This is a genomic window from Micromonospora maris AB-18-032 (genome assembly GCF_000204155.1).
Taxonomy (GTDB): domain Bacteria; phylum Actinomycetota; class Actinomycetes; order Mycobacteriales; family Micromonosporaceae; genus Micromonospora; species Micromonospora gifhornensis.
Map to the genome: position 1 here is coordinate 760,267 of NC_015434.1, position 18,933 is coordinate 779,199.

Here is an 18,933-nt window from a genome sequence, read left to right on the forward strand (position 1 = left end):
CGGTGAGGAGGCCCCAGGGGTGTTCGAGAACCTGAACGTGTGGGAGGTCGGCGCGCTGCTGTTGCTGGCGCTGCTGATCTTCGGTGACCGGCTGCCGGCGGTGATCGGCGACGGCCTGCGCATGGTGCGGAACCTGCGCAACATGGCCCGTAACGCGACCACCGACCTGAGCAAGGAACTCGGCACCGACATCCAGTTGGAGGACCTGCACCCGAAGGCGTTCATCCGCAAGCACCTGCTCAGCGAGGAAGACGAGCAGGCGATCCGTAAACCCCTCCAGGGCATGTACGACGATCTGCGGTCGGATGTCACAAAGGTGCAGAAGGACATCAAGGACGTGGCTACCGCGGCGGACCCGCGTACCCCCGGCTCCTCCGCGACCGCCTCGCCACCCGCGACCGCGCCGGCACCGCGCAGCGCCAGCTACGACGAGGTCACCTGAGCCCGCGCCTGCGGATGCCTCCCCACGCCGAACCGCCGGTCACCCTCTCGGGTGGCCGGCGGTCGTGGTTTGCTGCGAGCGGAGCGGGTCAGCGACCGGACGGCTTGAGGCCGAGCGGCTTGCCGAGCAGCGACTCGCGGCGCACCGCGAGCCGGTCGGCGACCTTGTTCAACGCCTGCGCCGCCGGGGAGTCCGGTGCGGCGAGCACGATCGGGTTTCCCTCGTCGCCGGCCTCGCGTACCCGGGTGTCCAGCGGCACCTGGCCCAGCAGCGGCACCTGCGCGCCGATGGTCTGGGTCAGCGAGTCGGCCACGGTCTGGCCGCCACCGGCGCCGAAGACCTCCATCCGGGAGCCGTCCGGCAGCTCCAGCCAGGACATGTTCTCGATCACACCGACCACCCGCTGGTGGGTCTGCAGCGCGATCGCGCCGGCCCGCTCGGCCACCTCGGCGGCGGCGGCCTGGGGCGTGGTGACCACCAGGATCTCCGCGTTGGGCAGCAACTGGGCCAGGGAGATGGCCACGTCACCGGTGCCCGGCGGCAGGTCGAGCAGGAGCACGTCGAGGTCGCCCCAGTAGACGTCGGCGAGGAACTGCTGCAACGCCCGGTGCAGCATCGGCCCGCGCCAGACCACGGCGGCGTTGCCGGAGGTGAACATGCCGATCGAGATGACCTTCACGCCGTGCGACTGCGGCGGCATGATCATGTCTTCGACCCGGGTGGGACGGCCGTCCGCGCCGAGCATCCGCGGCACGGAGTGTCCATAGATGTCCGCGTCGACCACGCCGACCGACAGGCCCCGGGCGGCCAGCGCGGCAGCCAGGTTCACCGTCACGCTGGACTTCCCCACGCCGCCCTTGCCGCTGGCCACCGCGTACACCCGGGTGCGGGAGCCGGGCTGGGCGAAGGGGATGACCGGTTCCTCGCCGGCGCTGCCGCCCCGCAGCTTGGCCTGAAGACCCTGGCGCTGCTCCGGGCTCATCACGCCGAATTCGATCTCGACACCGGTGACCCCGCTCACCGCGCTCACCGCGGCGGTGATGTCCGAGCGCAGCTTGTCCTTCAGCGGGCAGCCGGCCACGGTGAGCAGCAGCTCGACCCGGACCACACCGTCCTGGTCGACCTCGGCGGAGCGGACCATGCCGAGTTCGGTGATCGGCCGGCGGATCTCCGGGTCGTTGACGGTGGCCAGAGCGGCCTGAACAGCGTCGTTGACGGTGCTGACGGGAGCTGACATGGCGGCAATGTTACGTCGGTGGCTCAGCGTCACCGGTGCCAGCGGCGGTGGTTGTGAGCGATTCGATCAGGTTTTCGGGCGGTGCGGGGTATCGGTGTCCCGCCGGCCGTCTTTCGGATGATCACCGTCCAGGTCGTCACGCGGCTCGTCGAGACCGTCCCCGCCGGCCCGTCCGGTCGTACCCTCCCGCTGCCGGCGCTCCAACCGTTGCCGGCGCTGCGCGGCCTCGTCCAACTCCTCGGCCAACCGGGACAGCTCCGAGCGGACGAAGTCCCGGGTCGCCACCTCACCCAGCGCGATCCGCAGCGCGGCGATCTCCCGGGCCAGGTACTCCGTGTCGGCCTTCTGCAACGTGGCCCGGCGGCGGTCCTCGTCGAACGCCACCCGGTCGCGGTCGGCCTGCCGGTTCTGGGCGAGCAGGATCAGCGGTGCGGCGTACGAGGCCTGGATGGACAGCACCAGGGTCAGGAAGGTGAAGGTGTACGGGTCGAAGCGCAGGCCCGCCGGGGCGAGCGTGTTCCAGGCGAACCAGGCGCAGATGACAAGCGTCATGTAGACGATGAAGTTCGCCGTACCCATGCCGCGGGCGATGCCCTCGGCCCAGCGGCCGAAGGTCTCCTGGTCGACCCGGGGCAGCTTCAGCCCACGGGGCTCCCGGGGCAGGTCGAGCCGTTCCGCCCGGCGCTGTTCAGACATCCGTGTCCTCCGTCGCCGGGTCGCCGTTGGTGCTCATGACCGCGTCCCGGTCCCGCCAGTCCCGAGGCAGCGAATGGTCCAGCACGTCGTCCACGGTGACCGCGCCCACCAGTCGATTGTTCCGATCGATCACCGGCATGGCCACCAGATCGTAGGTGGCCATCCGGCGGGTGATCTCCGGCAGGGGCGTGGTCGGACGCAACGGGTCGATGTCGTTGACCACCACCCCGCCGAGGATGTCGGCGGGCGGCTCACGCAGCAACCGCTGGAAATGCACCATCCCCAGGTAGCGGCCGGTCGGCGTGGTCATCGGCGCGCGGGTCACGAAGACCTGGGCGGCCACCGCCGGGGAGAGCTGCGGCTCCCGGATCCGGGCGAGGGCCTCCGCGACCGTGGCGTCCGGGGGCAGGATGACCGGTTCGGAGGTCATCACGCTGCCGGCGGTGCCCGGCGTGTACTTCAACAGCTGCCGCACCGAATCGGCCTCGTCCGGCTCCATCAGGTCCAGCAGCACGTCCTGATCCGGCGGCGACAGCTCGCCGAGCAGGTCGGCGGCGTCATCCGGGTCCATCTCCTCCAGGACGTCGGCCGCCCGTTCGCGGTCCAGCGCGGCGAGGATCTCGACCTGGTCGTGCTCCGGCAGCTCGCTGAGCACGTCGGCGAGCAGTTGGTCGTCCAGGGCTGCCGCGACCTCGTTGCGCCGGCGGTCGGGCAGGTCCTGCAACGCGTTGGCCAGATCGGCCGGGCGCATGTCCTCCAGCACGGCCAGCAGGTTGGCGGTGCCACGGGTGTCGGCGACGCCACTGAGCCCGCGTACGTTGTCCCACTCGACCTGGTGCAGGTTGCCCCGGCGGGCGAGGCGGCCGGTCTGCTCCCGTACGGCCACCCGGGCCAGCGACCATTCGCCGCTTCGGCTGCACTCCATCGCCACGTCGACCACCGTCGCCGCCCGGCCCTCCGGCTGGACCTGCACCCGGCGATCCAGCAGTTCCTGAAGCACCAGCAGCTCGTTGGGGCGCTTCTCGAACCGGCGCAGGTTGAGCGTCCCGCTGCCCAGCACGACGGCTTCGGCGTCGATGGAGGTGATCCGGTTGATGGACAGGAAGATGCGCCGCCGCATCGGCATCTCGGCGACCAGGCCCACCACCTCGGGTGGGCGCTGGCCCGCCCGCAGCCGTGCCACCGCGTCACGAACCCGTCCCACCTGGTCACCGTTGGGGTCGAAGACGGCGACTCCGGCGAGGCGGGCGATGTACACCCGGGTCGGCGTGCTCACGGGCACCAGCCTAAGCGCCTAGGGTTTATCAACATGTCGACCTTGGCTTACGAGATCGTGGACGTGTTCACCGCTCGTCCGTACGCGGGAAACCCGCTCGCGGTGGTGTTCGGTGCCGAAGGGCTGGCCACCGAGCAGATGCAGGCGTTGGCCCGGGAGTTCAACCTTTCGGAGACCGTCTTCGTGCTGCCCGCCACGCAGGTCGGCGTCACGTACCGGGCCCGGATCTTCACGCCGGTCGAGGAGTTGCCGTTCGCCGGGCACCCCAGTGTGGGCGCGGCGGTCACCGCGAGCCGACGCGGTCTGTTCGAGCCGGGCCAGGTCACCCAGGAGTGCGGTGCCGGTGTGTTGCCGATCGAGGTGACCGAGAGCGGCGCGACGCTTACCGGTGGCATGCCCACCCTCGGCCCGGAACTGGATCCCGAGCCGCTGCTGGAGATGGCGGGCCTGGCGGCCGGCGACCACGTCGGTCCGGCACCCCGGGTGGCCGGCTGTGGCCTGGAGTTCCCCTTCCTGCCCGTACGCCCCGAGGCGTTGGCCCGGGCACAGGTGGACCCGCTCGCGGCGCGACGGTACGGAATCGAGCATGTCAGCGTCTTCTCCTGGGACGCGGCGACGCAAACCGCGTACGCCCGGGTCTTCGTGCCCGGCCTCGGCGTGCCGGAGGATCCGGCGACCGGCTCGGCGGCGCTCGGGCTCGGGGTGTGGTTGGTCGCCAGTGGCCTGTTGCCGGCTGACGAACGGTCGTCGTACACCGTCCGGCAGGGCGTCGAGATGGGACGGCCGTCGTCGTTGGCCTGCACGGTCACCGCGGCCGGGGGTACGGTGCTGGGCGCGACCGTCTCCGGCCAGGTGATGGCGGTGGCCAAGGGCGAGATCCTGGTTCCGCCCTTCGTCGGTTGACCGGGCGGCGCGGGACGGGCCGGGTGCGAGAGGATGCCGTGGTGACCGACGAGCACAACAGCACTCCGCTGGTCGACGAGGCGATGAAGAAGGCCTCGGTGGCCTGGGTGACGGTGGCCGACGGCCCGGCCCTCGCGTTGTGGTGCGTCCCGCTGGAGGGTGCGCTCTGCGTGGTAAGTGGTCCCGGCGAGCAGGCCGCACCGGGGCTGGCCGAGGCCGACGAGGCGCAGGTGACGCTCCGCGGTGACCACGGCGGCCGGATCGTGACCTGGCGGGCGCGGGTGTCCCGGGTGCTGCCCGGGACCGACGAGTGGGACACGCTGGCCCCGCTGGTGGGGGCGAAGCGACTCAACGCGCCCGGCTCGACGGCCGACCTGGTGGCCCGCTGGGCGGCCGACGACTGTGCGCTGGTGCGGCTGAGGCCCGCCGGCGACGTGGTGCACGGCGGGCAGTTGCCGGCCGACTCGCTCGCCGAGCCACCCCGGCCGACATCGGCGGTCCGGGCCGCGCGGAAGCCGTTCCGGTTGCACCGGGTGCGCCGCCGTTGACCTCACCCGGTCAGGACGGCACCGCCACCGGTGTGCCGTCGACCAGGTGGACCACCTCACCGAGCGTGCCCAGGGCCGGGCCGCCCCAGTCGTTGTCGACGTTGAAGGCCAGGTGGTCGACCAGATCGGGAGCGGCCAGCCGGACGGCGCTCAGTCCGGCCTGCTGCGCGCCGGTCAACTCCTGGCTGCCCCCGTCGCCGACATAGAGGCAGTCCGCCGGCGGCAGGCCGAGCCAGGTGCACGCGGCCAGGTAGAGCGCCGGGTCCGGCTTGCAGCGTTTCGCCTGGATGGAGAAGATCCGCACGTCGAGCAGGGGTGCGACGGCCAGCTCGGGCAGGATCGCCGGTAGCTCGTGGGTGCAGTCGCTGATCACCCCGGTGCGCATGCCTCGTTCGCGTAGCGCCCGCAGGGTCGGCACGGCGTCCGCCCGCAGTCGGGTGTCGGCGCGTACCGCCTGCCGTCGGCAGGCCACCGCCGCGCGCAGCGCCTCCGGCGACGGGCGTACGCCGACCTGGTCGCAGACCCAACGCAGGGTCGCCTCGGCGTCGCCGAAGCGTCCGCTGGCGCGTTCGTAGAAGGTGCGGTCGAGCACGTCGATGTAGGCGTCCGGTGGGCAACCGAGCAACTCGGCAGTGGCACGGTGGCCGCTGCCGCGTCGGATCGGACCGGTCAGCGTGCCGAAGAAATCGAATAGCACTGCCTGGAATCTGGGCATGGGAAGGGGCGCCTCCGGCGCGAGAAGAGGGTCCCGACGGGGACGCGCATGATCGTAACCGAATGATGACGGTCCGTGGTGATCGTCGGCGTGTGAGGATTACCCCTCGTGCCCCTCGAACCGCATCGTCCACCGCGTGAGCTGCTCACCACCGGCGCGCTGGCGCTCGCCGTCGTCGCCGTGTCGTCGTCCGCCCCGCTGATCGCCTTCGCCGCCGCGCCGGCACTGGCTGTCGCGTTCTGGCGCAACATGATCGCGGTGGGCGTGCTGAGCCCGTTCGCGGTGCTGCGGCGGCGGGCCGAGTTCCGCTCGTTGGTCACCGGCGCGGGGCGGCGCGAGGGCATGTTCTGCGTGCTGTCCGGGGTGGCGCTGGCGGCGCACTTCGCCACCTGGATGCCGAGCGCGAAACTCACCTCGGTGGCTGCGGCGACGGCGCTGGTCGCCACCCAACCGGTCTGGCAGGGGCTGATCGCCCGGGCCCAGGGCCGCCGGCTCCCGGCCGGGGTGTGGGCCGGGATCGGCGTGGCGGTCGTCGGCGCTGTGCTGGCCACCGGCGCCGACTTCACGGTCTCTGCGCAGGCCTTCACCGGTGATCTGCTGGCGGTGGTCGGCGGACTGTTCGCGGCGATCTACACGGCGCTGGGGGAGCGGGCCCGGGTCACCGTCAGCACCGCCACCTACACCACCATCTGTTACGGGGTCTGCGCGCTGATCCTGCTGGTGATCTGCCTGGTCGCCGGGGTGCCGCTCGGCGGCTTCGACACCGGGACCTGGCTGGCGGTGCTGGCCCTGGTGGCCGGCGCCCAACTGCTCGGCCACTCGATGTTCAGTTATGCGCTGCGGCGGGTCTCGGCCACCACGGTCAGCGTGTTGATCCTGCTGGAGGCGCCCGGCGCGGCCCTGCTCGGCTGGGCCTGGCTGGGGCAGCTGCCCGACCCGGTGACCCTGCCCGGCCTGGCGCTGCTGCTGGTCGGGGTCGCGGTGGTGGTGCTGAGCAGCGCCCGTACCGCCCGCCGGGCGACCCGGGTGAGCACCGCCGTGCCGGCGGACGCGGCACCGATACGCGACTGACGGTTCAGACCTCGTCGACCTCCAGCACCCGGGTCTGCGGCGCGGCGTCGCCCAACTCGGCCCGCAGCGCGAGCCGCTGCGGGTCGGCCAGGAACGCCGTGTAACCGGCCCGGGTATCGAACCGGATCACGTGCACCTCGGTGCGCCCGTCGCCGGTGCGCAGCCGCCGTTCCACCCGGCCACCGTGTCGATTCAGCAGGGCGAGCACGTGATCCTCGTACCGTTGCCCGGCCTCGACCGCTGTGCCGGCCAGTTCCACAAGCGCGACCAGGCGTACGGCGTCGGCGGACTCGGTGACCAGCGACTTCCAGAACTGGTGGTCGACGTGGCCGCCCGGGATGCCCTCCCGTCGCCCGGTGTCGAGGTAACCGTGCCGTCGGTAGAAATCCGGGGCCTGGAACGAGAACGAGGCGACCGAGAGCTGGGTGCAACCGCGCCGTCGGGCCTCCTGCTCGGCTGCCGCCAGCAGCTGCGCACCCAGGCCTTCGCCCCGGCGGTCCTCGCGGACCCACACCATGTCGATCCCGGCGCAGCCGCCCCAGGTCCACCCGGTCAGCCCGGCCACCAGTTCGCCGTCGGACCCGGTGACCCGGACGGAGAGCCCCGCCTCGTCGTCGGCACCGGTCGCCCGCCGGTTGTACGCGGTCAACTCCGCGTCCAGCCGCTCGGTCAGCTTCTCGTCGTTGTCGAGTACTTCGATACTCACGTCCCCCGTGGTCACCACGGGCGGAGTATTCCAACGTCCCGCCATTCCCGCGACCCCGTCGGCGGCAACCCGGCTGTCCCCGCCCGGCGCGGCAGTGCTCAGGCGGGCAGGCCGACCGCGGCGGCGCTGGCCGTCCAGAGCCGGGCGGCGAGCTGCGGGTCGGCCGCCTTGCGCAGCGGTCGGCGGGGCCGGCAGTCGAAGTAGTAGCCGCCGTCGCGCAGGCGGGACCGGTCCTGGTTGGCCAGCCACACCAGGGTCTGCGCGCCCTTGCCCGGGCTGCGCAGCGGAAGCAGGCGCATGCCCACGGCGACCAACCGGCTCTCGTTGCCGAACCTGGTCCGCACCACGCCGGGATGGAAGCAGTACGAGCCGATTTGCGGCCACCGCCGGGCCGCCTCCGCGGTGAACAGGATGTTCGCCTGCTTGCTGGTGCCGTACGCGGTCAGCGGGCGGTATCGGCGCAGCGGGGCGTTGAGATCGTCCGGATCGAGTACGCCACTGCGATGGGCACCGGAGGCGGTCACCACCATCCGGCGGACCCGGTCGGCCAGCAGGTTGGTGAGCAGGAACGGGGCCAGATGGTTGGCCTGGACGGACAGTTCGAAGCCGTCGACGGTGGTGACCGGAGCGAGCACGATCGCGCCGGCGTTGTTGGCCAGCACGTCGATCCGGTCGTACGCGGCACGCAACTGCTCGGCCAACTGTCGGACGTCGTCGAGCACGGCGAAGTCCGCGCGGAACACCGCAGGGCGTTCGCCGGAGGACTCGCGTACCTCGTCGGCGGCGGTGCGTAGCCGGGACGGATCGCGGCCGACCAGCACCACCTGGTCGCCGCGGCGCGCCAGCTCGACGGCGGCGGCCAGCCCGATGCCGGCACTGGCCCCGGTGACCACCACCAGCCGACGGTCGGTGTCCCGCAGAGATCCATTCACGCCGGTCACCGGATGAGATTACCGTGACGCCCGCGGGTCGGGGCCCGCCTCGACCTTGCCGCCCGGCGGGCCCGCGCCTACTAGACCGTGGACGAACTGGAGATCGCGAAGATGATCAGGACCACGTAGACGGCGATCGCCAGCACGAGGAGAGCGGTGAGGATCCAGCCGACGATGATGGCGGCCTTCGCCATGCCCTCGCCGCCCTCGCCCCGCTCACGGATCTGGCGCATGGCGACGTGCCCCATGATCGCGCCGATCGGCGCGGTGATGCACGAGCCGATGCCGATCAGGGAGAGCACCAGGGCGACGATGGCCAACGAGTTCGTCGGCTGCGGCGGTGGATAGCCGTACCCCGGCTGCGGATAGCCGTATCCGGGCTGGGGCGGGTAACCGGCCGGCGGGTACGGCGCGGGCGCCGCCGGCGTGCCGAGGTCGAATTTCATGCCACCGTACGGGTCGGCGGGTTGGTAGGGGTCGTACCCGGCGGGCTGGGACGGTACGGGCGGCGGACTCGTCGGCAGAGTGGAGTCGACCGGCGGACTGGAGGGCTGGCCGGCCGAGGGGTCGGGCCAGCCGCCGGACGCGGGCTGTGTCATCGGCTCACTTCCATCGCAGTATCGGGCAGTCAGCGTAGCCACCCCCGGCGAGGACTCGCCGGACAGTGTCCCCGGGTGCCGCGTTGCCCGAGGCGGTGCCGCAGGGCAGGATCTCGGCATGGGGATTGACGCGCGAGCGGCGGACCGGTCCGGCAGCAGGCCGCGGCGGGACAACAGCCGACCAGGTGTGGTCCGACGGACCCGCGCCGCCGTGACGGCCGGCATGGAGGGAACCGACGCACCAGCCGTGCTGCCCGAGCCGGTGACCATGCGGTTGGACGGCAAGGTGGCCCTGGTCACCGGTGCCGGCAGCCCCGACGGCATCGGGTACGCCACCGCCCGGCGGCTGACCGACCTGGGTGCCCGGGTGGCCATCGTCTCCACCACCCGGCGCATCCACGACCGGGCCGGTGAGCTCGGGGTGACCGGATTCGTCGCCGACCTCACCGACGAGTCGGAGGTCGGTGCGTTGGCCGACGCCGTGGCAGAGCAGCTCGGTGACGTGGAGGTCCTGGTCAACAACGCGGGGTTGGCCAGCCGCGCCTCCCCCGAGGTGCTGCGCCCGGTCTCTCAGCTCAGCTACGAGGAGTGGCAGGGCGAGATCGACCGCAATCTCACCACCGCCTTCCTGTGCAGCCGGGCCTTCATCGGCGGGATGGCCGAGCGGGGCTGGGGCCGGATCGTGAATCTGGCCGCGACCGCCGGGCCGGTCAACGCGCTGCCCACCGAGGCGGCGTACGCGGCCGCCAAGGCGGGTGTGGTGGGGCTTACCCGGGCGCTGGCGATGGAGATGATCGCCGACGGGGTGACGGTGAACGCGGTGGCACCGGGCACCATCCACACCGCAGCGTCGACGATGGCCGAGATCAAGCAGGGTCTGGGCACACCGGTGGGACGACCCGGTACGCCGGACGAGGTGGCCGCCGCGATCACCTTCCTCTGCTCGCCGGCGGCGTCGTACATCACCGGGCAGATGCTGGTGGTGGATGGCGGCAACTCTGTGCGCGAGGCCGAGTTCCGCTGAGTCGGGTCAGGTGTACTGACTGTCCGAGCCGGCCCAGAGCGCCAGCGCCAACCAGCCGCAGCAGGCCAGCAGGTAGAGACCGGTGAAGACGTAGCTGAGGATCAGTCCCCAGTTGGCCAGTTGCTCGCCCTGCTCACCGCTGGTGCGTAGCTGCCGCTTGGCCAGATGGCCGAGGACGATGCCGGCGGGCGCGAAGACGAACGCGAAGACCAGCGACAGGATGGCGAGCACGTTGGTGCCCCCACCGCCCCCCGGCGGCGACGGTGGGCCGTACTGCCCGTACGGCACCTGCGGGGTGTACGGGGGTTGCTGTCCCCACTGCTGGCCGTGCGGCGGCTGGCCCGGCTGCTCGTACGACGGCTGCCCGTACGCCGGTTGACCCGGGTACGGCTCGCCGGGCTGTCCGTGCTGCGGCTGCCCGGTCTCGCCGGGTGGCCCGTGCTGCGGCTGCCCGTACGGTGACGGCGGCGGCTCGTACGGCGATGGCGGCTGATCCGGCTCTGGCGGTTGACTCACGCTGATCTCCTCCGTCCGCCACTCGCTGCCGGTAGCCGTCGGATGACGCTCCCAGTCGGGACGCTACCTGCACCGGAGGTGTTTCACAGCGGTTCGGTTCAGCCCAGCCGGGTCAGGCCCGCCACCGCCCGCTCGACGGCGATGCAGCGGTTCTCGACGTAGTCGATCCCGGCCTGCTCCGCGATCTGGCGGGCCTGCGGGGAGACGATGTCCAGCTGCAACCAGACTGCCGGGGCATTGATCGCCACCGCCTGCCGGACCACCTCCACGGCGTCCTCCGCCGGCCGGAACACGTTCACCAGGTCGACCGGGTGCGGAATGTCGGCGAGCGTGCGGTACGCCGGCTCGCCGAACAGTTCGTCGGCGAACGGGTTGACCGGAATGATCCGCCAGCCCTGCCGTTGCATCGCCGCCGGCACGCTGTGGGCCGTCTTGTCCGGGTCACGGGAGGCACCGACGACGGCGATCACGGCGGATTCGGCGAGGATCTGGCTGGGGGAGCGCACATGCCGACTGTAGTCGCACCGGCGGATGCGGTCGGCCGCCTGGCGGTGTGACGTCTGCGCGGTGTGACGTCTGCGCGGTGGGGTGCCTGGGCTGGTCGAACGTCTGGGCGGACGCCTCGCTAGAGCAGGCTGAGCTGTTCGGGTGCCGGGGCCGGGGCGGCCGGCACCTGGCGGTGCTCGCTCCGGTCGGGCCGGTACAGGCCGTGTCGCCGGGCGGCGACGCGTACCCGGGCGGTCAACTCCCGCTGGTAGGGCTGCGGCGCGTAGGCGCCGGACCGGTACAGCTCCCGGTAGCGGGGGACCAGGTGGGGATGTTCCCGAGCGAGCCACTGCGCGTACCACTCGCGGGCGCCGGGTCGCAGGTGCAGCGGCAGCGGCGTCACGCTGGCCGCCCCGGCGGCGGCGATCGCCGCGACGGTGGACTCGATGGACTCGTCGTCGTCGCTGAGGCCGGGCAGGATCGGCGCCATCAGCACCCCGACCTCGAAGCCGGCGTCGGTGAACTGGCGTACGGCGTCGAGCCGTCGCTGGGGACTCGGGGTGCCCGGCTCGACCGAGCGCCACAGTCGCTCGTCGACGAAGCCCACCGAGAACGACACCCCGACCCGGGTCGCCTGCGCCGCCTGCCGGAGCAGCGGCAGGTCACGCACGATCAGAGTGCCCTTGGTCAGAATCGAGAACGGGTTGGCGAAGTCGCGCAGCGCCTCGATGATCGACGGCATCAGCCGGTATCGCCCCTCGGCCCGCTGGTAGCAGTCGACGTTGGTGCCCATCGCCACGTGCGCGCCACGCCATCGCGGTGCGGCCAACTCGCGGCGCAGCAGCTCACCCGCGTTGACCTTGACGATCACCTGCCGATCGAAGTCCGCTCCCGCGTCGAAATCCAGATATGTGTGGGTCTTCCTGGCGAAGCAGTACAAACACGCGTGGCTGCAACCCCGGTACGGATTGACAGTCCACTCGAACGGAACGCGGGAGGTGCCCGGGACCTTGTTCAGGATCGATCTGGCGTGCACCTCGTAGAAGGTCATGCCGGCGAAACCCGGGGTGTCGAAGGTGCGGACGACGGCGCCGGGCAGCGCCAGCGGCAGGGGTGGAGTCGCTGGCGCTGCCCGTCCGGGGACTCCCTCGACCGGGGGAGCGGTGAGGTTCTCCCAGCGCATGGCCATCATTCGAACACACGTACGACCGGGCTGCAAGTGGCGCGCCGGTCGGCGGCCGGAGATGGCGGTGGCCGGGGCTGTTGAGCCCCGGCCACCGCTCATGCGGCCTGCGCGGTCAGTGGTTGTGCTCGGCGAGCTTCTTGCGGACGTCGTCCATGTCCAGCGCCCGGACCTGATCGATCAGGTTCTCCAGCGCCGACTCGGGCAGCGCGCCCGGCTGGGCGAAGACGATCACGCCGTCGCGGATCGCCATGATCGTGGGGATGGAGCGGATGTCGAACTTGGCCGCGATCTCCTGCTGCGCCTCGGTGTCGACCTTGCCGAAGGTGATGTCGGAGTGCTTTTCGGACGAGCGCTCGAACACCGGAGCGAACCGCTTGCAGGGGCCACACCAGTCGGCCCAGAAGTCGACCAGGACGATGCCATCGCTCTCGGTTACCTGGTCGAAGTTAGCGGTGGTCAGCTCGACGGTTGCCATCTGAATCTCTCCGATCACGCGGAACAGCTACGTCTGGTGGAACTTCGCGCCACCCTGTCGCATTCCCGTCGGAGCATCCCCGAAACCGGGCCGCGGGCGGCAGGGCTGCGGCTTTAGCACACATCGATCATCTTCGGTTTGCGTCGGCGCTACCGGCGCGCAAATGCATGTCGCATTTGCGTGACGGCCGGTGATGGGAGCGTTTCCAATTAGGACCGGCTTCAATCGTGCTACGGAACAGTAACTTGGGCGTTGACGGGCACCTATGCGACCTGCAGAGATCGCCTGGAAGGGGAGGTTTGGTGACGCAGGGTAATGTAACAAAAATATAAATGTGACCTCGGTCTCTGTGCAGTCGGATGGGCGTACGGCAGAATCTTGAGCCATCAGAGCGTGGGCGGCGGGTGCCGGGGAGGGCCCCGCCGCTCATTGCGTCCGGCCCCGGTTGATGGCCTTCTTCGCCGCGGCGGACCAGTTGCCGCAAGCCTGTTGGCGGCCACCGGGCCCGGATGCCTTCTCCTCCGATTCACCTGCCGCGCTTGGTCTCGTCCAGCGGCACCGGGCGGTTTCGCCACCCGCGCAGATTCCCGGTTGACCGCCCCTGACCAGCGACGCGCCGCATATGCTGACGCCGGAGGTCGCGCCATGAGCGAGCGCAGCGAGCGGATCAGCAGACGCGGCGCCGGGGTGCCTCGGGTCGGCGGCAGACGCGGCGGAGAGCCGGCGGATCGTGGGTCCAGCGCGGCGCTGCCGCCGGGCGGCACGACGCAATGCGGAGTACGGGCATGAGCCGACCGGCCCCAGGCGGGCCGCCGCAGGCCGACCACCCGAACGTGTCCCCCGCCGCCACGGGCTACTCCGCCACCGAGTGGGATCTGATCACCGGTCTACCCGGCCGGGTGATCGCGGTCGCCACCCAACCTGGGCCCGGGCGGCCGTACCCGGGCGTGGCGGCCGGGCTCGCCGGCCTGGAGGCGGTGGCGGCTGGACGCGCCTTCGACAGCGACCTGGTCCGTGCCGTGGTGGCCGCGATCTACACCCGCCACGAAGAGGCGACCGCACCGCAACCGCAACCGCGACCCGCCGACCTGGTGGACGTGCTCGCGGCCTGCCGGGCGGTCGTCCGGATCCTCGACCGTCGGGCCGACCGCGCCGACTCGGCGGCCTACCGGCAGTGGGTGCAGTCGGTGGCGGCCCGGGTGTGCCGCGCCGGGTCCGCCGTACCGCCGGACGGCACGCTGGCTCCGGTCGATCGTCGACTCCTGGACCGGATCGGTGGCGCCCTCGCACTTCGCTGACCTCGTGTGCCCGTCGGTGCCGGTCGGCACGGGGCGTACCCTGCCTGACCGTGACCGATGAGCAGTACGAGGTCGGCGTGGGTCCCTGGCCGGGGGATCCGCCGGACGACCCCCGCTACGACCCGCAGCTGCTCGCCGAGGGCGACCGGCGCAACGTGGTCGACCGCTACCGCTACTGGCGGCGCGAGGCGGTGGTCGCCGATCTCGATCTGCGTCGGCACGACTTCCACGTGGCGATCGAGAACTGGCAGCACGACATGAACATCGGCACGGTGGTGCGCAACGCCAACGCCTTCCTCGCCGCCGAGGTGCACATCGTGGGCCGGCGGCGGTGGAACCGGCGAGGCGCCATGGTGACCGATCGCTATCAACACGTACGCCATCACGAGTCGATCGACGACTTCGTCGCCTGGGCGGGGCAGCACGACCTGCCGCTGGTCGGGATCGACAACCTGCCCGGCTCTCGTCCGCTGGAGAGCAGCACGTTGCCGCGCCGGTGCGTCCTGCTGTTCGGTCAGGAGGGACCGGGCCTGTCGGACGCGGCCCGTGCCGCCTGCGACCAACTCTTCTCCATCGCCCAGTACGGCTCCACCCGCTCCATCAACGCCGGCGTGGCGAGCGGGATCGCCATGCACGCGTGGATCCGAGCCCACGCCGGCCCGCCACCGGACTGACCGCCGCGCCGCGCCGGGTGGCGACATCGCAACCGGCAATGGCGCCGCTCCGCTTGACGGCGGGCGGCAGGCGGGTGACGGTGGAGACGTGACTGTTGCGGTGAGTTGCCCGAGATGCGGTGGGTCGGTGCGGCCGCCGGACCTGATGCACGCGGAGTCGCGTTGCCCCGACTGCGGCCCGGTCGCTCCGCTGCACGTACCCGAGAACATCGGTGCCGAGATCGTGGCGAGCGTGGTCGACCGGATCCAGGCCGCGCAGCCAGGGCAACCGGCGGTGCCGCTCTGGTGCCCGTGGCCGTTGCCGCCGGGCTGGACCACCACCGGCGTGGCATGGGCCGGTGACGACCGGCTCGGCGTACGGGCCACCGCAGTCGCCTGCGCCGGGCCGGAACCGCTCGGCGGTGGGCCCGCCGACCTGGTGTTCGTGGCCGAGGAGCCGGGGGTGGGGTTGGGTGCCCGCTACGCCGGTGTGCCGGGTCCCGATGCGGGCCCGGAACTCGCCGAGGCGTTGACCGAGCCCGGTCCAGGGCATCCGGGCCATGTCGGACGCGCCGGCATCAAGGTGGCCGGTCACCCTACTCCACTGTGGTTGATCAATTCCCTGACGGATCGAAGCGCGTACGCCGGCGAGGCTCGGGGATTGTGGCTGTATGCGATAGCCTGGCCCGCGAGCGCGGGACATCTGCTTGCCGAGGACGTGGTGTTGCACGACCTGGTGGAGTGGATGCCAACCGAGCTCGTGTACGGCGCACCGTCTCCTTACCTGCACGGGAAGGCTTGACAAGCCCCCCGGAATGTCGGAGAACGGACGCAGATATTCACGGTAAGACACCACGCTGATACTCTGGGTGCCGCTGCGGTAATGGGACCCGGCGCCGCGCGAGAGGATGGCCCGCCATGGTCAAGAAGGTCCTCACCTGGGCCGGAATCGCATTCTTGATCTTCTTTGTCGCCTACCGGCCAAATTCTGCTGCGGACGTGTTCAAGTCGCTCGGTGGCGGCATCATGGACATCGCACAGGGCTTCGGCGACTTCTTCACCAGCCTGGTCGCCTAGCCGCCGATGGGAAGCCCCTCCGGCCCGCCCTTCGACCCCGACGATCCCGATCGGGCTCGTCGGGAACAGGACACCGAGCCGATTCCCCGGATCGACCCCGATGACGGTCCGGGTCGCGGCCCCGGTTCACGCCCCGACCCCTACTCCTCCGACGGTCCGTTCTTCTCGGACGACGCCGGCTACGGCCCAGGCCCCGACTACGTCGACGACGACCGGTCGGGGCGGGCCTGGGTAAGGGACCCGGAGGCGGGCTACCAGCCGCCTCAGATCTCCGAGGACGAACTGGCAGGGCTGCGCGCCGACGCCAGTGGCATGACCCCACGCCGGGTCCTGCCACTGGAAGACGAGCCCAGCTCGCTGGTCGCCCGCTACCTCTTCCCCACCGAGCGCTACCGGGGCGAATGGAAGCGGCACTGGGTCCACCTCGCCACGCCGATCGTCGTCGGTGTCGCCGCGACCTTCGTGCTCGGCTACCTCTCCGGCTTCCTCGCCGGGCAGGACGTCGGGGCGCTCACCACGGTCGCCGTGCTGCTCTGGTTCGCGGTGATGGGTTGGGTGGCCTGGAAGGTCGCCGACTGGTGGTACGACCGGTTCATCCTGACCAACAAACGGGTCATGGTGGTCAACGGCATCATCACCCGCAAGGTGGCCATGATGCCGCTGACCCGCGTCACCGATATGAAGTACGAGCAGTCGCCGGCCGGTCGTGCGCTCAACTACGGCACGTTCGTGCTGGAGTCGGCCGGTCAGGAGCAGGCGCTGCGCGAGGTCAAGAACCTGCCCAACCCCAATGAGCTCTATCTCCGCGTGGTCGAGGAGATGTACGAGCCGCAGGCGGTCGAGGCGCGGTTGGGCAAGGAGCAGGACGAGGCCAAGGCTGACGATGGTGCCTGACGGTTCCTGACCGAAAATCGGAGCCAATGCGCATCTTCCGCCCTCGACCTGCTGGTCCGGCCGTGGCAGGCTGCCCGCAGAGCCCGGTACGGGGAGGTGGCGCGTGGCCAGCAGTGATCCGCTGGAGGACGAGTTCCGTGACTTCGTCACCGCCCGTTCCAGCGCCCTGCTGCGGACCGCGTACCTGCTGACCGGAGACTGGGGCACCGCGGAGGACCTGTTACAGACCGCGCTGACCAAGACGTACCTGGCCTGGAAGCGCCTCGGCGGCATCGAGGCGATCGAGCCGTACGCCCGGCGTGTGATGGTCAACACGTCGACGAGTTGGTGGCGGCGTCGCTGGCACGGCGAGCGACCCACCGAGGTGCTGCCTGAACGGCCCGGCGTCGACGAGATCGAGCAGCAACTGGACCGGGACGTGCTCTGGCGGCACCTGCGGGCGCTGCCCGCCCGCCAGCGTGCCGTCCTGGTGCTGCGCTTCTACGAGGACCTGTCGGAGTCGCAGACCGCCGCCCTGCTCAACATCTCGACGGGCACGGTCAAGAGCCAGACCTCCCGTGCGCTGGCCACCCTGCGCCGCCGGATCGGCGCGGACGAAGCCTTCGCGCTGCCCGGCGCGGCCTCGTCGAGCGTGGACCCGCCCCGGCGGGCCGGCACCGCGACGCGGACCGGCCAGCCGCTTCCGACCCGGCAGACCCGTCCCGACACCTCGGTGCCCGCGACCCCGGCACCGGCGACTCCGACCGGTGTCCCGGAAGCGGCCGGTCAGCCCGACCCGGCGATGGCCGCGCACCGGCAGGACCGGTCCGAGGTCGCGCCGGACATGGCAGCGCAGCGGACGGCCGTCGAAGGGTCCGCGCAGGCCCCGGCCGCCGTCGCGAAGCCGGACAGTGCCCTGGCGGGGGAACGGCGGTGAACGCCGTTCCCCGAGATCGTGACAACCCGAGCGGGGCTCCGGATCGTCAAATGAACGTGGAGCAGGACGGGCTGGAACGGGCCGTCCGGGAGGAGTTGTCCCGGCGGGCCGCGATGCCGCACGCGACCGTCCCCGATCCGGCGGACGCCGTGATCCGGCGAGCGAAGCGGATCCAGCGTCGCCGCGCCGTGACCGGAATGAGCTTCGCCGCAGTGGCGATGGTCATGGTCAGTGCCGGCGCGACGCAGCTCGGTCAGGAGCCCCCACCGAACGGCACCAGGGTGGTGATCGGCGAGCGTGAGCAGCCGCCCGAGGTGACCTGGACGCCGACCGCCCCGGCACCCAGCCCGGCCAATGGCACCCCGCTCGCCGAGGTCGACCTCGTGCTGGGCGAGGCGATCGCCACCGCGCAGGGCCGCCGAGTGAGTATTGCCGGTGTCGGCCGGATCGAGCGGGCCCACCGCCTCGCCGACGGTCGCGGCTGGCTGGTCGTCAGCGCGCCGGGACTGGCCGGCCGTTTCCTCTGGGCGGTGTCGCCCACCGGTGCGGTGCAGGTGCTGCTCGCCGGTGCCGACGAGATCGTCGTGGACGCGGAAGGCCACCAGGTCGCCTGGAAGCAGGGTTCGGTGCTGGCCAGCGCGCGGATCATCAACGGCGAGTTGTCCCCCGCCGCCCGCGCCGAGGTGCCGGCCGAGGCGATGCCGCTGCGGATCGTCGAGGGTGCCGTGCTGGTACGGCTGGCACCCGACCGCCCGGGGCATGCGCTGTGGCGCCTGCATCCCGGGGTGTTCGAACCGGGCACCGACCGGTCGACCAGTCGCATCTTCGGTGCCCTGCCCGACGGCCGGCTGGTCGGCGAGGTCGTCACCGGCACGGCGACCTGCCTGACATTGCTCGACCCGGCTGGCGGCCTCGCCCCGACCGGCCCGGAATGTGGGCCGAGACTGGACGGGGACGGGCTGGGTTCGGTGTCGCCGGACGGGCGTTGGCTGCTGGCCAACGGACGCTCCGACGACGGGGACAAGGCGCTGTTGGTGGACCTGGCCCGGCTGGACCGGTCCGTCAAGCCCGTGGTCGCCGGCCCGGCGATCAGCGGTGCCGTGGCGTGGAGTACCCCGAGCACCGCCTACTACCACGCCGACACCGTCGACCGCCTGGCCCGGGTGGACGTCGATCGGGCGACCAAGGGTGCCTCCCCGACCCTGATCGCCCTCACCGGCTGGCCCCCCGACCAGCCGCCCGTGGTGGTCAGCCACGGCGGCTGAAGCCGGTAGCCTCGGGCG

The 18,933-nt window shown here is 71.5% G+C and carries 23 protein-coding genes; 12 read left to right on the forward strand and 11 right to left on the reverse strand.

Going from position 1 to position 18,933, the window contains the following annotated elements; translation table 11 throughout:
• Nucleotides 1-19 precede the first annotated feature (19 nt).
• Entirely contained in the window at nt 20-442 is a 423-nt protein-coding gene (locus tag VAB18032_RS03560; protein ID WP_013731411.1) for a twin-arginine translocase TatA/TatE family subunit, read from the forward strand.
• An 88-nt stretch (nt 443-530) separates the two neighbouring features.
• Here VAB18032_RS03560 and VAB18032_RS03565 read toward each other — a convergent pair whose 3' ends face one another.
• From VAB18032_RS03565 to VAB18032_RS03575, 3 genes are all read right to left on the reverse strand, one after another.
• Nucleotides 531-1,679 carry an Mrp/NBP35 family ATP-binding protein gene (locus VAB18032_RS03565; protein ID WP_013731412.1) on the reverse strand — a complete coding sequence of 383 codons (1,149 nt, stop codon included), beginning with the start codon at nt 1,677-1,679 and terminating at the stop codon, nt 531-533.
• Between the two features lie 66 nt (nt 1,680-1,745).
• Nucleotides 1,746-2,375 (reverse strand): DUF1003 domain-containing protein, encoded by a 630-nt coding sequence (locus VAB18032_RS03570; RefSeq protein WP_013731413.1) that lies wholly within the window; start codon nt 2,373-2,375, stop codon nt 1,746-1,748.
• Nucleotides 2,368-3,651, reverse strand: coding sequence for a magnesium transporter MgtE N-terminal domain-containing protein (locus VAB18032_RS03575; protein ID WP_043722887.1), 1,284 nt, complete (start codon nt 3,649-3,651; stop codon nt 2,368-2,370). The genes VAB18032_RS03570 and VAB18032_RS03575 overlap by 8 nt, the downstream gene beginning before the upstream one ends.
• A 33-nt stretch (nt 3,652-3,684) precedes the next feature.
• Here VAB18032_RS03575 and VAB18032_RS03580 point away from each other — a divergent pair, with 33 nt between their 5' ends.
• Nucleotides 3,685-4,554, forward strand: coding sequence for a PhzF family phenazine biosynthesis protein (locus tag VAB18032_RS03580; protein WP_013731415.1), 870 nt, complete (start codon nt 3,685-3,687; stop codon nt 4,552-4,554).
• 83 nt (nt 4,555-4,637) lie between these two features.
• Nucleotides 4,638-5,102, forward strand: coding sequence for a hypothetical protein (locus VAB18032_RS03585; RefSeq protein WP_050814691.1), 465 nt, complete (start codon nt 4,638-4,640; stop codon nt 5,100-5,102).
• 10 nt (nt 5,103-5,112) lie between these two features.
• Here VAB18032_RS03585 and VAB18032_RS03590 read toward each other — a convergent pair whose 3' ends face one another.
• Nucleotides 5,113-5,817, reverse strand: a complete 705-nt coding sequence (locus tag VAB18032_RS03590) for an HAD family hydrolase (RefSeq protein ID WP_043719599.1) — start codon at nt 5,815-5,817, stop codon at nt 5,113-5,115.
• A 108-nt stretch (nt 5,818-5,925) separates the two neighbouring features.
• Between VAB18032_RS03590 and VAB18032_RS03595 the strand changes: the two genes are divergently transcribed.
• Entirely contained in the window at nt 5,926-6,888 is a 963-nt protein-coding gene (locus VAB18032_RS03595) for a DMT family transporter (protein WP_013731418.1), read from the forward strand.
• A 4-nt stretch (nt 6,889-6,892) separates the two neighbouring features.
• On the opposite strand, the gene VAB18032_RS32695 is transcribed toward VAB18032_RS03595, so the two are convergent.
• The 3 genes from VAB18032_RS32695 to VAB18032_RS03610 form a co-directional block, all read right to left on the reverse strand.
• The gene (locus VAB18032_RS32695) at nt 6,893-7,594 is read right to left on the reverse strand and encodes a GNAT family N-acetyltransferase (RefSeq protein ID WP_232510664.1); all 702 of its coding nucleotides are present in this window, start codon (nt 7,592-7,594) and stop codon (nt 6,893-6,895) included.
• 98 nt (nt 7,595-7,692) lie between these two features.
• Complete coding sequence (locus VAB18032_RS03605; protein WP_013731420.1) at nt 7,693-8,535, reverse strand: SDR family NAD(P)-dependent oxidoreductase; 843 nt, start codon at nt 8,533-8,535, stop codon at nt 7,693-7,695.
• 71 nt (nt 8,536-8,606) lie between these two features.
• Nucleotides 8,607-9,125, reverse strand: a complete 519-nt coding sequence (locus VAB18032_RS03610) for a DUF4190 domain-containing protein (RefSeq protein ID WP_013731421.1) — start codon at nt 9,123-9,125, stop codon at nt 8,607-8,609.
• 118 nt (nt 9,126-9,243) lie between these two features.
• Between VAB18032_RS03610 and VAB18032_RS03615 the strand changes: the two genes are divergently transcribed.
• Nucleotides 9,244-10,149 (forward strand): SDR family NAD(P)-dependent oxidoreductase, encoded by a 906-nt coding sequence (locus VAB18032_RS03615; RefSeq protein ID WP_043719603.1) that lies wholly within the window; start codon nt 9,244-9,246, stop codon nt 10,147-10,149.
• 6 nt (nt 10,150-10,155) lie between these two features.
• On the opposite strand, the gene VAB18032_RS30470 is transcribed toward VAB18032_RS03615, so the two are convergent.
• From VAB18032_RS30470 to trxA, 4 genes are all read right to left on the reverse strand, one after another.
• The gene (locus VAB18032_RS30470; RefSeq protein ID WP_081476015.1) at nt 10,156-10,665 is read right to left on the reverse strand and encodes a DUF4190 domain-containing protein; all 510 of its coding nucleotides are present in this window, start codon (nt 10,663-10,665) and stop codon (nt 10,156-10,158) included.
• A 98-nt stretch (nt 10,666-10,763) separates the two neighbouring features.
• Complete coding sequence (locus VAB18032_RS03625; protein WP_013731424.1) at nt 10,764-11,171, reverse strand: CoA-binding protein; 408 nt, start codon at nt 11,169-11,171, stop codon at nt 10,764-10,766.
• A gap of 119 nt (nt 11,172-11,290) precedes the next feature.
• Nucleotides 11,291-12,334: an Rv2578c family radical SAM protein gene (locus VAB18032_RS03630; RefSeq protein WP_013731425.1), complete on the reverse strand. Its 1,044-nt coding sequence runs from the start codon at nt 12,332-12,334 to the stop codon at nt 11,291-11,293.
• Between the two features lie 115 nt (nt 12,335-12,449).
• Nucleotides 12,450-12,812, reverse strand: coding sequence for a thioredoxin (gene trxA, locus VAB18032_RS03635; protein ID WP_013731426.1), 363 nt, complete (start codon nt 12,810-12,812; stop codon nt 12,450-12,452).
• Nucleotides 12,813-13,597: 785 nt separating this feature from the next.
• On the opposite strand from trxA, the gene VAB18032_RS03640 reads away from it, so the two are divergent.
• The 7 genes from VAB18032_RS03640 to VAB18032_RS03665 all read left to right on the forward strand — a co-directional run bounded on the left by VAB18032_RS03640 (nt 13,598) and on the right by VAB18032_RS03665 (nt 18,915).
• Complete coding sequence (locus VAB18032_RS03640) at nt 13,598-14,110, forward strand: hypothetical protein (RefSeq protein ID WP_013731427.1); 513 nt, start codon at nt 13,598-13,600, stop codon at nt 14,108-14,110.
• A 50-nt stretch (nt 14,111-14,160) separates the two neighbouring features.
• Nucleotides 14,161-14,784, forward strand: coding sequence for a TrmH family RNA methyltransferase (locus VAB18032_RS03645; protein ID WP_013731428.1), 624 nt, complete (start codon nt 14,161-14,163; stop codon nt 14,782-14,784).
• Nucleotides 14,785-14,884: 100 nt separating this feature from the next.
• Complete coding sequence (locus tag VAB18032_RS03650; RefSeq protein WP_332416467.1) at nt 14,885-15,565, forward strand: TFIIB-type zinc ribbon-containing protein; 681 nt, start codon at nt 14,885-14,887, stop codon at nt 15,563-15,565.
• A 116-nt stretch (nt 15,566-15,681) separates the two neighbouring features.
• Complete coding sequence (locus VAB18032_RS32295) at nt 15,682-15,840, forward strand: hypothetical protein (RefSeq protein WP_007455302.1); 159 nt, start codon at nt 15,682-15,684, stop codon at nt 15,838-15,840.
• 6 nt (nt 15,841-15,846) lie between these two features.
• Complete coding sequence (locus VAB18032_RS03655; protein WP_013731430.1) at nt 15,847-16,734, forward strand: PH domain-containing protein; 888 nt, start codon at nt 15,847-15,849, stop codon at nt 16,732-16,734.
• 103 nt (nt 16,735-16,837) lie between these two features.
• The gene (locus tag VAB18032_RS32700; protein WP_013731431.1) at nt 16,838-17,650 is read left to right on the forward strand and encodes a SigE family RNA polymerase sigma factor; all 813 of its coding nucleotides are present in this window, start codon (nt 16,838-16,840) and stop codon (nt 17,648-17,650) included.
• Nucleotides 17,651-17,700: 50 nt separating this feature from the next.
• The gene (locus VAB18032_RS03665; RefSeq protein ID WP_013731432.1) at nt 17,701-18,915 is read left to right on the forward strand and encodes a hypothetical protein; all 1,215 of its coding nucleotides are present in this window, start codon (nt 17,701-17,703) and stop codon (nt 18,913-18,915) included.
• Nucleotides 18,916-18,933: the final 18 nt, after the last annotated feature.

Coding starts and splice junctions, on each gene's coding strand:
- VAB18032_RS32295 (WP_007455302.1), top strand. CDS start 15,682: ATGGTCAAGAAGGTCCTCACCTGGGCCGGAATCGCATTCTTGATCTTC.
- VAB18032_RS03585 (WP_050814691.1), top strand. CDS start 4,638: ATGAAGAAGGCCTCGGTGGCCTGGGTGACGGTGGCCGACGGCCCGGCC.
- VAB18032_RS03630 (WP_013731425.1), bottom strand. CDS start 12,334: ATGCGCTGGGAGAACCTCACCGCTCCCCCGGTCGAGGGAGTCCCCGGA.
- VAB18032_RS03570 (WP_013731413.1), bottom strand. CDS start 2,375: ATGTCTGAACAGCGCCGGGCGGAACGGCTCGACCTGCCCCGGGAGCCC.
- VAB18032_RS03655 (WP_013731430.1), top strand. CDS start 15,847: ATGGGAAGCCCCTCCGGCCCGCCCTTCGACCCCGACGATCCCGATCGG.
- VAB18032_RS03590 (WP_043719599.1), bottom strand. CDS start 5,817: ATGCCCAGATTCCAGGCAGTGCTATTCGATTTCTTCGGCACGCTGACC.
- VAB18032_RS03565 (WP_013731412.1), bottom strand. CDS start 1,679: ATGTCAGCTCCCGTCAGCACCGTCAACGACGCTGTTCAGGCCGCTCTG.
- VAB18032_RS03610 (WP_013731421.1), bottom strand. CDS start 9,125: ATGACACAGCCCGCGTCCGGCGGCTGGCCCGACCCCTCGGCCGGCCAG.
- VAB18032_RS03640 (WP_013731427.1), top strand. CDS start 13,598: ATGAGCCGACCGGCCCCAGGCGGGCCGCCGCAGGCCGACCACCCGAAC.
- trxA (WP_013731426.1), bottom strand. CDS start 12,812: ATGGCAACCGTCGAGCTGACCACCGCTAACTTCGACCAGGTAACCGAG.
- VAB18032_RS03580 (WP_013731415.1), top strand. CDS start 3,685: ATGTCGACCTTGGCTTACGAGATCGTGGACGTGTTCACCGCTCGTCCG.
- VAB18032_RS03665 (WP_013731432.1), top strand. CDS start 17,701: ATGAACGTGGAGCAGGACGGGCTGGAACGGGCCGTCCGGGAGGAGTTG.
- VAB18032_RS03615 (WP_043719603.1), top strand. CDS start 9,244: ATGGGGATTGACGCGCGAGCGGCGGACCGGTCCGGCAGCAGGCCGCGG.